General features: G+C 58.4%; 10 protein-coding genes and 5 pseudogenes. 8 read left to right on the top strand and 7 right to left on the bottom strand.

The genetic code is table 11. The features are described 5' to 3' along the window. Positions 1-243 (bottom strand): annotated as a pseudogene (locus K289_RS0139165) (IS256 family transposase); the annotation flags it as partial. 149 nt (positions 244-392) lie between these two features. Between K289_RS0139165 and K289_RS0139160 the strand changes: the two are divergent. Continuing rightward, positions 393-674 (top strand): hypothetical protein, encoded by a 282-nt coding sequence (locus K289_RS0139160; RefSeq protein WP_027556337.1) that lies wholly within the window; start codon positions 393-395, stop codon positions 672-674. 209 nt (positions 675-883) lie between these two features. On the opposite strand, the gene K289_RS0139155 is transcribed toward K289_RS0139160, so the two are convergent. The 5 genes and pseudogenes from K289_RS0139155 to K289_RS49785 form a co-directional block, all read right to left on the bottom strand. After that, positions 884-1,384: a hypothetical protein gene (locus K289_RS0139155; RefSeq protein ID WP_027556336.1), complete on the bottom strand. Its 501-nt coding sequence runs from the start codon at positions 1,382-1,384 to the stop codon at positions 884-886. A 229-nt stretch (positions 1,385-1,613) separates the two neighbouring features. Beyond that, entirely contained in the window at positions 1,614-2,528 is a 915-nt protein-coding gene (locus tag K289_RS0139150; protein WP_027556335.1) for a hypothetical protein, read from the bottom strand. A 46-nt stretch (positions 2,529-2,574) separates the two neighbouring features. Then, the gene (locus K289_RS0139145; RefSeq protein ID WP_027556334.1) at positions 2,575-3,897 is read right to left on the bottom strand and encodes a hypothetical protein; all 1,323 of its coding nucleotides are present in this window, start codon (positions 3,895-3,897) and stop codon (positions 2,575-2,577) included. Between the two features lie 35 nt (positions 3,898-3,932). After that, a complete protein-coding gene (locus tag K289_RS46945) occupies positions 3,933-4,205 on the bottom strand; it encodes a hypothetical protein (RefSeq protein WP_035687686.1) in 273 nt (90 codons plus the stop codon). Between the two features lie 145 nt (positions 4,206-4,350). Continuing rightward, positions 4,351-4,479: pseudogene (locus K289_RS49785) on the bottom strand (DDE-type integrase/transposase/recombinase); the annotation flags it as partial. A gap of 19 nt (positions 4,480-4,498) precedes the next feature. On the opposite strand from K289_RS49785, the pseudogene K289_RS46940 reads away from it, so the two are divergent. From K289_RS46940 to K289_RS49780, 4 genes and pseudogenes are all read left to right on the top strand, one after another. After that, positions 4,499-4,802, top strand: a pseudogene (locus tag K289_RS46940) (DDE-type integrase/transposase/recombinase); the annotation flags it as partial. A 715-nt stretch (positions 4,803-5,517) separates the two neighbouring features. Beyond that, positions 5,518-7,779: a DUF2235 domain-containing protein gene (locus tag K289_RS0139130; protein WP_027556332.1), complete on the top strand. Its 2,262-nt coding sequence runs from the start codon at positions 5,518-5,520 to the stop codon at positions 7,777-7,779. Positions 7,780-7,895: 116 nt separating this feature from the next. Continuing rightward, positions 7,896-8,141, top strand: a pseudogene (locus K289_RS0139125) (IS110 family transposase); the annotation flags it as partial. 95 nt (positions 8,142-8,236) lie between these two features. Beyond that, entirely contained in the window at positions 8,237-8,491 is a 255-nt protein-coding gene (locus tag K289_RS49780) for a hypothetical protein (RefSeq protein ID WP_156918435.1), read from the top strand. 325 nt (positions 8,492-8,816) lie between these two features. On the opposite strand, the gene K289_RS0139120 is transcribed toward K289_RS49780, so the two are convergent. Next, positions 8,817-9,293 (bottom strand): hypothetical protein, encoded by a 477-nt coding sequence (locus K289_RS0139120; RefSeq protein WP_156918434.1) that lies wholly within the window; start codon positions 9,291-9,293, stop codon positions 8,817-8,819. An 806-nt stretch (positions 9,294-10,099) separates the two neighbouring features. Between K289_RS0139120 and K289_RS51980 the strand changes: the two genes are divergently transcribed. From K289_RS51980 to K289_RS0139105, 3 genes and pseudogenes are all read left to right on the top strand, one after another. Further along, a complete protein-coding gene (locus tag K289_RS51980) occupies positions 10,100-10,645 on the top strand; it encodes an ImmA/IrrE family metallo-endopeptidase (protein ID WP_198024874.1) in 546 nt (181 codons plus the stop codon). A gap of 74 nt (positions 10,646-10,719) precedes the next feature. Next, entirely contained in the window at positions 10,720-11,715 is a 996-nt protein-coding gene (locus K289_RS0139110; RefSeq protein WP_156918433.1) for a hypothetical protein, read from the top strand. A 72-nt stretch (positions 11,716-11,787) separates the two neighbouring features. After that, positions 11,788-12,085: pseudogene (locus K289_RS0139105) on the top strand (IS256 family transposase); the annotation flags it as partial.

Here is a 12,085-nt window from a genome sequence, read left to right as displayed (position 1 = left end):
CTCGATCTTGCCGCCGTGGAAGCCGATCCGTCCCCGCGTTCGGCCCCAACGGTGCGCCCGCCGCGCCGCATCGCGACCGTGGCGCGGCCCGCAGGCCGCCGTGACATCCGCCTCCATCATCGTGCCGAGCGCCTCGATCCCCGCCGCAAGGCAGAACCGATCAAAGCTCGCCCGCACTTCTGCAAACGCTTCGTCCACAGCCCCAGTCGCCGGCGAACCAGCCGGTGTGATATCTCTCGTCATGGCGTTGCTCTCCTTTGTGGAATCAGCACCCCGAGCCTACCGGCTCAAGGTGGGCAACGCCGACCTCTTCAGAAATTCAACAGAACCCGGGACATCCCCGTGAGTAACAGCGCATTTGTTTAGTGATTTGTCGAGATGGATATTCGCAGATGGCCTACGACAACGCTACGGTGCAGATGCTCCGCAACGTCCTTGATGAGGTACTTGCTAGCTCCAGGTTCATTGGGCAGAAGCAGCGCTCTGCACTGGAGATCGCGGAGCGCATTCTCTGGCTTGCTTCACAGGGAGAGCGGGAGGCCGCAACGATCAAACTTCACCTGTTGGACGAGTTTTTGGCGAGCGGTAGCTATAGCGTTAGAGCCGAGAAGCCCATCTCGATGACGAGCAAGGCTCCGCGTTGGTCTTCGGATATGCGCCATCGGGGATCCTAATAACGCCCATGTCGTCACCGCCGCAATCTCGTGCGCATCAACATCTATGCGCGCTGTGATTGACCTGAAGCCCCTGGCCCGTCTCCTCGTAACGAGGCTCTGCAGCTTACATCATGAGGTGTTCGAGTTGGCGAAGACCTGTTTGAGGTCAGCGCTGCAGCGGGGAGGTACGGTGGGCACCCGTAGGTGGCGAATGCGCAGCGCCACGTTCAGTCGTGAGCGCCCTCATATCCGGCAGGATCGAAGTCGCGAGCCGTCCATTCCTCTCCGGGCTCTAGATCGGTTAGGTCAACTACAACGCCCGTGCCTTCAACCGTCCATCCTCCCATCTTGGCCGCCCCCTCGTGGGTGGCCATGCGTCGAGAAATAACCACTTCATCCGTAGCAACGTTGTAGAGCTTCACTTTGTAAACGACAGTTTTCGTCATTTCCACTTCCATTTGCTCTTGATCTGGGTCGTAGGCGTATCCGCGCAAATGGATCAGCACTAAGTTGCCCCTCCTGGGCAGTCGCGCAAGCTTGTCGAGGATGTGCTGCGGTGCTCCTTCTTTGATCTCTACGCCGTATCCGTAAACCAGTCCGTCGTCGTTGGCGATCTCGTGTATCACGTACTCGATTTCATTTAGCTCATCCGGCGTGAGGTCAAGTGCCGCGGCAATCGCCTCAGCTTCCTCGCGGTCGTACTCATCTTCAAGCTGCCTGCTGCTCATTGTGCGCCACTCATGTCAATGCCGTTTCCTAAAGATCGACTTCGTCTGCGTCGGCTCCAGCATAGGCTCAAAAGCCTTTGCTTAAATGAGCGTGGCAAGTGTCTAGCTGCTTCGAGTAGCGCGGCCGCGCGCGATCTGGCGACAGAAGCTCTCTCGGCTGCTCGGAATACCCATTTATCGTTAGCTCGAAAGTTGATTTCCTCCGCGCGCTTTAAATCCTAGGACGGAGTCACGGCGCAATCAGCCCGACATTCAACCGTATGAACACGTCATCGATCGCATGCGCAAGCGCATAGTCGTTCAAGGGGCTCACGTCGTCTTCGCCTGCAAAGTGCAAACCTACCGCTCTGCTTGTTGAGCGTTCCACCCACAACGAGCCGGAGTCGCCTTCCAAGCTCAGGGCAGCCGCCGGCGCCGCCTTATCGGGTACCAATCGGAATCCCTGCATCCACTCTGGCCCATCTCCGAAGCCGGTGTAGTCGATCCTATAGGTACCGGCTACGCCATCAATCAGCGCCTGCGAGACGCCGGATACTGCACCGCTCTTGATCGCCGACATTCCTAAAGCGGGCGCGACCGTGGCTGTCGGCACGACCGTGGTGCCGAACAATTGCTCGCTCAGATCCTTGTCGTCGGTGAGCCGTCCGAGGGCAGCATCCAACTGCTCCGACAGGCGGAGCCACCGTTCCAACCTCGCCACCTCATTAGGGGGGCTGCTGCCTAAGTCCATCGGCCCTGGCTGGCTAATTGGATCCCCGACCGATGCTTCGGGCCCGCCGCAAAGTACGTGCCAGTTGCTCAAGAGATAGCGTTCTTGCGTCGTGAGGTCGCGAACTATGGCTCCCAGTGTACCCGTGCTCCGCTGCTTGAGATTGCCCACACTGAGACCCGGCTGGACGAGCCGCTGGGACGCGCGCGGAGTTCCGGCGTGAGGGCTGTAGCCGATCTCCAGGACATCAAGGTCGATGCCATCGATCTTGTTCGGCAGTCTCTGGTCGACGGGCAGACGTGACAGACGCTGTTTCCGGTTCATATGAAATCGAACCGACAGCCGGTCGGTACGCATGCCGTCCTTAAAGGCGAACCCGTAGTCAACCCCGCAGACGCCATCCAGCGACCGAGCCATCCTCTTGGCCTTGCTCAATGCCGTCGCAGCACGGGAAGATGGCGAGCGCGCCATTGGCCGACGATCACTGCGAGCTGAATGGTATCGACCAAAGGAAGTCCGTTCGCAATCGTCCGGAGGCGTACGCGGGATCGTTCTGAAGATCGGGCTTCCCCCGGAAGATTGGAAGGAACACTCGTCCCCCTTGGCCCTGCCAGTCGGGCCTCCAAGCGGACCGGTTGTGGCAGTTCATACAGTTGCTCACCGTGCCATTGCCCGATCCTCCATCGGGAAAACCGGCCTCGAGCCACGGATTGAAGGCGATATGCGGCTTTCCGTCTGACTCGCGCGGCAGGTCCAAGTCGTAGGTCGCGCTCATGAGGAAATTGCGCCAGACTCCACCAACCTTGGCGGGCCGGTCGGCAGCGAAAGGGCCACGATCGGGCCGATCGTGCCACCAGAACGTCGCCCAAACCCAATCGTCGATCTCTTTGGTGGTCAGATGGGTAGCTACTAGAACCACATAGTCGCCTTCCTGCAACGGTCGGCCAAGCGCAAGCTCCGCGGCCCGAGTCAGGCGTTCGTTCGCCATCGCGTTCTGGGCCGTCTGTGCGTCGAGCTTGATCGCATGGAACGCGTCAATGCCGACCAAATGCGAATTGGTGAACTGCTTGCCAAGAAAGAATACCGTCTGGGTCGCGTTCGGAGGAACGTTGGTCTGGTTTGGGTCGACCGCAACGACGCGCGCCCAACTCGTGAACGGGTTACCAGTGGGACGGGGCGGATTGCTCTCAGGATCCCAGACGGGCAATGCAGTGACCTGGTCCCGGGCAATCGGCCACCACACCGTCTTCAGCGAAATCGCTTCAGACGGAAAGGCCGGAATTACGCGATTGCCGGGAACGACCGAATCCGGCGCACCGTTTCCCCGTAGCGCATCGAGCTCCACCGTGAGATAGAGCCGATTTGTGCGCACATGCTTGTAGCCCGTGAAGTTGTAGAGCACCTCCGACAGTAGAGCAGTCCCCGCAGCTTGCGGCCCGAGTTCACCAGGTATCGCTGACAACTGGGCGGGTTGCTTGAAGCGCCGCACGATGCGGCGCGGCCCGATCGCCTGCGGCTCCGGCCCGACCTTAAAGACCTCATCTTCCGAGAACCATGTTTCGAAGACCGGGTACTTCCCATCCGGCGTCGTCTGGGTCACGCCCGCAAACACGTTCCAGACGTGGAGACGCTGCGCGGGCACGTTTGCCGATGTCCGATATTGCTCGAGTGTCTGCTTGTTTGCAGGAAAATCGAAGCCTGGCGGAATATCGAAGTAACCGACCGGAGGCTGTTGAGCGAGCACCGCCAATGATTCGCATAAAAATAAACAGGTGGCGAAAAAGATCGATCTCAGCTTCTGCATGAAAGCTCCTCGAGAAAACCGGCGCACCGCCCAGCTCACGGCTGACAGCCGCCGTCGATCCAACTCTGGAACAGTGCAATCTTCTCCGCCGACCACGGGCCGTCCCCGCCCCTCGCTGGAGGCGGCGGCATCACCGGCCCGCCCTGCGCCTTCAGTCTGCGAAAAATCCGATCGGCATTTGTCTTGACGTCGCCGTACTTGGAAAGATCGCAGAACCACGTCATGTGGTTGATGTCCGTCTGCGTAAACAGTGGTCTGATGTCGGCGGCAAATCCTATCAGCGGATTGCCATTTTCAGCGCCAGACATTTCTATGCTCCGGCCAGCTTCTTTAAACTGGCTTATCGGTTGCCACAATCGGCTAGCATTTTACACTACGTGATCTAGTAGGCAGTGTCGCGGAGACATTGGCTCGGACGAAGGGATTCGTGATGCCAGAGGCCACGGGTGCCTAGTCGAGTGTGGCCGTGACGTCGGCGGAAGCCATCGTTGGACCAAGCCGCCAGGCCACGATGTAGCGTGAGAAGTCATCAAGCACGGTCGACAGATAGTACCAGCCCCATCCCGTGATCTTGAATGGAGTAAGAAGCGCTTAAGCGCTTCTTACTCCATTCCCGATGGCGCGGGGCTTCGTCTATTTGGCCGTGGTGCTGGACTGGGCCACCCGCCGGGTTCTGTCGTGGCGGCTATCGGTCACCATGGAGGTGGCATTCTGCGTCGCGACACTGGAAGCCTTGGCGAGCCACGGCAAGCCCGAGATCTTCAACACCGACCAGGGCTCGCAGTTCACCGGGCGCGACGTTCACCCTCGACTTTTACAATGGCCGACGTCCACACTCGAGCCTTGACGGCGGCACACCGGATCAAGCCTACTTCACCTCGCTGCCGCTCTGCACGGCAGCCTAATCCCGGCGGAGGCTCCACTTATCGACGCGGGGATTCTGTTCAGACAACCGGGACCAGCTCTGCTGGACCCATCGACGCTACCAGACTTAGTAGGTTATTTGTTCGCGCTCCTCAGGTAGCTGAGCGAAGCCATTCTTGGAGATGTTAGCAACGTCGGTGCTTAAGTCGCCGTCGGTTCAACTCGACGGCCACTTCGAAAAGGGCGCTGAACTTTGGATGGTAAAAGTATCAAGTGGGCACGAGATTAATGGCGCGAGACAAACCTAAGATAGCCAACGCATCTTGCGGAATATCAAACGGCTTCGGCAGCGCTTTGAGCCCGAGATTCTGAGTGAGGTGCGTGGTAGGCATGCCTCGACGACTTGTGTGTACCGGCACACCGGTTTCCGCCGCGTTCACCACATTCAACGCATGGCCGGTTCTTGCAGTACCTGCCACAACGAGTTTTTGGCAGCCGCGGCCAACGACCGATCCGGGCCCAATTTGTACCTGTGGCTCCGCCGCCATCTCCGAATGATCTGCGCGATCAAATGATCTGCGCGATCAGAAGACATTGAAGCCTTTTTGATGCAACGGATTCGCCGCCAAGCCGAGTCCGCCCGCGCCAAGATCGACGCGACAATTCAGGCCTTGGCCGACTGACTATCTCAGGTTGAGATCTTTCTTGGCAACCGCTACACTCAGTGAACTCATTTTCTTTAGGGAGGGTGTTCGCGTGGCCAGCCCCAAGATCATCATCCTGTCGGACGGCACCGGTAATGCCGCCTCAAGCGTCTGGCGTACAAACGTCTGGCGGATGTTCCAGGCCCTGGACCTGCAAGGCAACACGCAGGCCGCGAAATACGACGACGGCGTGGGCACCTCGTCCTTCGTGCCGCTTGCCGTGCTGGGCGGCGCATTCGGATACGGCCTTAAGCGCAATATCCTCGACACCTACAAGTTCATCTGCCGCAACTACGATCACCAGAACCACTCAAAGATCTACCTCTTCGGCTTCAGCCGTGGCGCATTCACCGTGCGCGTCCTCAGCGGGCTCATCCTCGAGCAGGGCCTCGTCGTCGCGGACACCGAAGGAGAGCTGCACGACGGCGCGGTCAAGGCTTACAGGGCCTATCGGGCAAAGGGCTACCACTCGATCTGGCGGATCGAGGTGCTGTTCCGCGCCCTGCGTGACTATATCCTGGTGCCGATGCTGGACCTGCTGCAGGACAACAAGCCCTACGCCAAGATCGTCCGCAAGGAGATCCCATCCATAGAGTTCATCGGCGTGTGGGATACGGTCGCCGCTTACGGCCTGCCCATGGATGAGATGACGCGCGGCATCAGCAACTGGGTCTGGCCCCTTGAGCTTCCGAACCGGGTCCTCAGCCAACGCGTCAAATGCGCAAGGCATGCGCTTGCGCTCGATGATGAGCGGACGACCTTCCATCCCGTTCTCTGGACCGAGGAAGGGGAATCCAAGCCGCCCGTCCCGACCACCATCGACGGCGAACGTCTGGTCCAGGTCTGGTTCGTCGGTATGCACGCCAACGTCGGCGGTGGTTATCCCGACGACGCTGTGTCGTTCGTGCCGCTCTCTTGGCTTGTCGACGAATCGATCAAGCACGGCCTCGTCTTCAAAGAGGCTCCCTTCGCAGAGCCCGACTCCGTCAAATGGATCAATTCATCGCAGGACAAGGACGGACGCCTCTATGACTCGCGTTCCGGTCTCGGCTCCTACTACCGCTTTGGTCCACGGAAGGTCTCCGACCTGTGCAATGACCCGTATGTCGGTGTCAGCGTGAAGCTGCCGAAAATCCACGAAAGCGTGTTCGACCGCATCGACAGCGGGTGCAACGCTTATGCTCCGATCGGCTTGCCGCCGGAGTACCTCGTGGTCTCCCGTAACGGCAAGCTCACGCCGCTGGGGACGACGACCTTCGAGACGCCAGCGGGCGCGACCACCCGGTTTGCGGCGCAGGAAAAGCTCTGGAATTTCGTCTGGATGCGTCGGGTAGCGTATTTCGCGACGTTGGCGGCCTCGCTGCATCTCGCGTCGTTCTGGCTATTTCACGACCGCATCAAGGAGCATGAGTTCGAGTCACCGATCCGGATGGTCTCCGAATTCGTGCGGTTCATCGAGTCCTTCCTGCCAAAATCGCTTCATTGGTGGACTGACTGGTACGCCGCGAACCCTGAATGGTTTGGAGGCGGTATTGTCGCCATGATCATCCTGATGGTTCTTGGAAGCAGCCTTAGCGGCAAAATCAACGACCGGATGCGTCTGCTTTGGCGTGACCGGGCGGCGCCAGTGGCGCTCTCCGGCCTGCTTCACAACGCCATCTACACGTTCAGAACCCACGTGCTCTACCAGTTCGTCATCCGCGCCGTGAAGCGGCACGTGCTACCGCTATTCTTTGCGGTGGCGATGGTCTGGGTCGGCGCGACGCTCGCGAGCCATCTCCTTTTCAACGCAGCGGACTCCATGGGAGCGTTTTGCAAGGGCACGGCGGAAGACAAGCTTATTCCCGTCAACAAGGGTATCGACCAGGACGGCGCTGACTTTGCGACGTCGGCAATCTGCGCGCCGACAGGCCTGAAGGTCTTTTCGGGGCGCTCCTATGAGGTCAGGATCACCGTCACCGAGCCCTGGACTGACGATGAGCGGCCGACGACGCCAGCGGGCTTCCGGACCTCTACCGTAGAGCTTGCTGACCGGTGGAAGTTTCGCGGCGCGATTTTCCTTCGCCGCATCTTGTTCAGGCCCTGGTACCGCATCATCGCGCGGGTCGGCAACACCGGCGTAGACGAGTATTTCCTTGATCCGGTCCCGCTGCCGAATACGACGCCGCAAGCGTACAAGGCGACCTTCAAGGCTGAGCGCAGCGGCGAGCTGTTCCTGTACGTGAACGATGCCGTGATCGGACTGCCGTGGGTATACGATGCATTTTACCCGAACAACGGAGGCAAGGCGAAGATCACAGTAAGGTTAATGTAACTTCTTCTGGATGCCGTAATGGGCCCTGCTCCGAGCAAGGGGTGATGGTGGCTGTAGATGATGAAACGGAGGCACGACTTGAGGCGGCCCCAAGCATCTGGAGACGGAGAACGGCCGTGGAGAACGATGCCGGAATTGACGTGTCATTGGAACTGTCGAGCGTAGGCGTTGCGGATGCCCAAGGTAAAATCCTGAAGGATGCGAAGGTCGCTAGCGAACCCCACGCCTTGGTTGAATTTTTCGAGACGCTTGGCTTTGCAGTGAAGCGGATCGGGCTTGAGGCTGGGCCGCTGTCGCAATGGCTGCATGCGGGGCTAAAAAGAGCAGGCTTCGAGACGGTTCTGCTGGAAACGCGGCATGTTCTTTCACGGTGGCGGGTTGGTGGCGCTTCAGGACCGCCCAGCGTCTGACCAATCTGATCTCGCTCTTTTGTATCATGAATTGGCGAGTCTTCTGAATGACGATGCTCAACCGATCCGCCCCAGACGCGCTGCCAACCCTCGCGTTGACTGCGACTGAAATCGGCGTGCTCGATCGCCTCGTCAATGACAAACCAAAAGCAAGCCAGAAAACGCTCTCGCACTATCTGATCAAGATCGCCTGGCTCGGTTATCTCGCGCGCGAGCGACTGCCCCCGGCAATACAGTCATCTGGCGCGGACTGTCGTCCCTCACCGCTGGGCGCCATAGTCGAAGGAGAATTTTGTGGGTAGTCACAAAGTCGGCGTCGGCCACCTTGTGTAGTTCAGTCGCGGCGCTCTCCGCTCAAGCGTAACCGGTACGAGCTCCCGCGTCTGCGGTGATCAGCGGGAGCCTGCATATTGGCGCTTGGCCTCGACGGCCGCTGGAAATATCGGCGTAAGCGTTGCACAGAAAGTCCCTGGTCTCGCGGCCGCTTCGTGGCGGTCCGAGCAACGGACCGCCCTGATCGTCGCGACGGTGCAGCAGGATGCACAGAAGACCTTCACTTAGCAAAGCTTCTCAACCGATTGCGATTACCAAAACTGCCTGTCGAGGGGTTGAACTCGTCCAAGATGCTCAGCAGCAATCCATCTCTTGCTTGGAAGCGCAACCGTATTTCTTTCGTAACCGTTCGAGTAGCACGCCTTCCGTTTGACGCTGTTCAAACTCTTCGCCCATGAGCAATTCATCAATTGTCCGCACGCGCCCGAACTGAGCCCGGAAACCTGACTCATGCTCCCAGATTGTGCCCCACAGCAACACTGAGCCAATTGCAAGAGCAACTGGGCCTTGCTGGCCGGTTGGTGGAAGGAGATGAGGGGACCGCCAAGTGCTTGCAAGCTCTCTCCGCAGCGATCCATTCCCAACGAAGCGCTCGACCAAGTCCCTGGTCTTCAGGGCGTACACGCCGGCGTGGCCGCTATGATTCACGTTGCCGCCGGACATGGGCTCTTGAGGGTGCCAATGGCGCCAGCTATGCGGCCCAAACAGATTCCCTTCCCAAGAGACAATCCAATATCGATGGCCGACAAGTTCACCGACAGTAAAGCTCATGTCGGCTCCTTTTCGGGTACCTTGGTCGGGACTACCGGAAGGTCAGGCGGTTCTGGACTGATCACGGGCTCCTTCAAGGGGACCACCTCATGTCGTCTGACGGGCTCACCAATGTCGGGTTCCATTCTAACCACCTCGTGTATGATTTTACCTTTCAAACTGCTTTAGGTCTTGTAATCGGCAAGTGCTTCGTTGGGCGTCTTTGGCGTTCAATCCGTAGTGCTCTCCTGAATGTATGCAGCATTCCACTTTCGTACCGTTCTTTGCAAGTCCTTCAACGAGTCGAAGGACTTGTTTTCGTATGCTCTTTTGATCCGATCCATGTAAGCGTTAGTGCCATTACGCAGGTTTTTCTGGAACAATGAGGCAGTGAACGATGCTGCAGCGCAGAAGACGTCGAGCAGGTACCTGTGCGCCTGCTCTTGGCGCCGGCGGGGAACGCCCTGACCGATGAGCCGAAAGCCAGCGAGCTCGCGGCAGCATCGTCGAGCCTATCGAGGCTTTGTGAAATCCATGAGGTCAGAAACAACGGAGAGCAGCGTGTCCGCGCGAGCCGATGGGAGGTTAAGCGTCAGAACGGTCTCCAGCGCCGACAGGCGGCGGAGGGACGATCGCCAAGTCCCGCGCGCGAGACAGTCAGCTCCGCTGACGCGTCGACAGGGCAAGGACCGCCGGCCCAAATAGCAACCTTTCCGGTCGAGTCGGCCAGCAAACATCGCCTTGAATTTTTGAGATTTTCCTCAACGGATGAGTTGATTCTGCTAATGCGTTCCATATATGTTCGCCGAATCACAGGATGCAGGGCCGTGATAAGCTATTTTCCGCCTATCCCCCTAAACGCGTCAAAAGCGATCGTGCATGCGTTTGCCGAGCAGGTGGCGGACCGTCTTGGTTTTGGTCCCGGCGATCCCCTTGAGCCGCTCGTCGCGCGCCTTGGCGGGCGCATTGAGTATCGCACGCCGGTTGTGAGCGAAGGACGGCTTCCAGAGTCGATCTCGGTCGAGGGCCCCAACAGGTTTACCATTTTCGTCGCGAGCATCACGTCGGCTGGACGCGATCGATTTACGATTGCTCACGAGCTAGGACATCTGTTCCTCCATTTTCCCCTCGTCTCTCAGCAGCATCCTGGAGGGGGGATGAAGGCTACTCGTTGGGTTAATGAAAACGATTCCATTCAGCAGCGCGCTGAATGGGAAGCGAATTGGTTTGCTGCCGCATTTCTGATGCCCGCGGCCAAATTTTTGTCAGCTTATTCGAACTGTAGCGCAAGTTTGCCGATGGTCGCTTCGCGCTTCGGCGTAAGTTTGCCAGCCGCTGAAATCCGCGCAAAAACGTTGGGTTTGGTCCATTAGTGGCATGTCCTAACTACCGGCTGCGCCTCTTTCTTTCTGTCGATCTGGTCGGGTCGACAGCCTTCAAAGCTCGCTTGGCTGACGCCAACAAAAATCCCGAGCCGTACCAAGAATGGGTTACGAAGTTTCGCCACTTTTATCGCGAGTTTCCGATATTCATTGATAGTCGTTATGCTCGGGCACTCAGATCAAGCGATGACTATGAATGCTATGCCACGAACGGTCCGCAGGTCTGGAAAACCATCGGAGATGAGATTCTTTTTTGCTGCAGAGTTCAGAGCTATGAGCATTTGTCTGCGTGCATAGTTGCTTTTTTGGGCGCGCTGGATGATTACGGAAAGATCCTTGACCAGGATGGCAAGCATATGGACGTCAAGGGCGCAGGGTGGATCGCCGCTTTTCCTGCTCCCAACGTCACAGTTGAGATAGCCGGGAAAGATCCAGAGCAAACAAGTTCATCCGACCAGATTGATGAGGAGTTCGAGTTGCAAGCCGACTCATCTCCGAACAATTTCGACTTTCTCGGTCAGCAAATCGATAGCGGATTTCGAGCTGCAAAGAATGCCGCGCCGGATCGCTGTTCTTTGTCCATCGAGCTCGCCTGGTTGCTTGCAGAGGCTGCTCATTCGGAAGTGTTCCCTGCGAAGTTCTCATACCACGGGAGGCACCCACTCAAGGGAGTCATCCATGATCGGCCGTATCCGATAATTGCGATCGATGCGGAACGCAGCTTGGCACGACGTGAAGTTCGAAAGCACGAGCGCGCAGTTACCAGGGAGGGGGAAGTCGAATGCCTCCACCTCCGCAATTTCCTTGAATCCTTTATGAAAGATGAAGGCATCGAGCTTCCGCTGCTTTCTCGTCATGGCATCGATCCTGAAGAAAGTATTCTGCCGCAGACATATCGCGATTTTCAAGCGGCGTGGACCTCAACTAATCAGGAAAATCAGTCCCGCCGGTCTAATGAAGTCGCTGCTGTTGATGCTGAGGATGGAACCAACGAGCTGCCGGCATCAGTGAATGCCAACTTGGACGCCGCGGTGGCTCAGGCAGAGAGACCGTCTCAATAAAGGCCCGGCGTGTCGGCCTTGGGAGCTATCGCTGAAACTTGGTGACGGCGGGAATCGGGAAGGCGGCATATCGTGGGGGTGCTTGACGCCTCCACTTCTCCACCGAAGGAGCGATATGCCGTGTCCAAAGATAACATCATCAAGCTGATTCAGCCAGGAAACGTCGACGATCAACTCACCGAAATCTTGCGCAATGGGGCGCGTGCTCTGTTGGCCCAGGCGGTCGAGGCCGAGGTCGCGGACTTTCTCGGCAAGCATGCCGATTTGAAGACTGCGGACGGCCACCAGCGCGTCGTGCGCCACGGTCACCTGCCGGAACGCGAGGTGATGACCGGTATCGGTCCGGTCGCCGTCCGCCAGCCGCGTGTAC

This window comes from Bradyrhizobium sp. Cp5.3, assembly GCF_000426265.1.
In the GTDB taxonomy this organism is placed as follows: domain Bacteria; phylum Pseudomonadota; class Alphaproteobacteria; order Rhizobiales; family Xanthobacteraceae; genus Bradyrhizobium; species Bradyrhizobium neotropicale.
This window is presented reverse-complemented; position numbering and strand designations above follow the sequence as displayed.

What these genes read in the sequence shown, in the direction of transcription:
- K289_RS46945 (WP_035687686.1), bottom strand. Translation starts at nt 4,205, where the DNA reads ATGTCTGGCGCTGAAAATGGCAATCCGCTGATAGGATTTGCCGCCGAC.
- K289_RS49780 (WP_156918435.1), top strand. Translation starts at nt 8,237, where the DNA reads ATGACGATGCTCAACCGATCCGCCCCAGACGCGCTGCCAACCCTCGCG.
- K289_RS0139145 (WP_027556334.1), bottom strand. Translation starts at nt 3,897, where the DNA reads ATGCAGAAGCTGAGATCGATCTTTTTCGCCACCTGTTTATTTTTATGC.
- K289_RS0139155 (WP_027556336.1), bottom strand. Translation starts at nt 1,384, where the DNA reads ATGAGCAGCAGGCAGCTTGAAGATGAGTACGACCGCGAGGAAGCTGAG.
- K289_RS0139160 (WP_027556337.1), top strand. Translation starts at nt 393, where the DNA reads ATGGCCTACGACAACGCTACGGTGCAGATGCTCCGCAACGTCCTTGAT.
- K289_RS0139120 (WP_156918434.1), bottom strand. Translation starts at nt 9,293, where the DNA reads ATGAGCTTTACTGTCGGTGAACTTGTCGGCCATCGATATTGGATTGTC.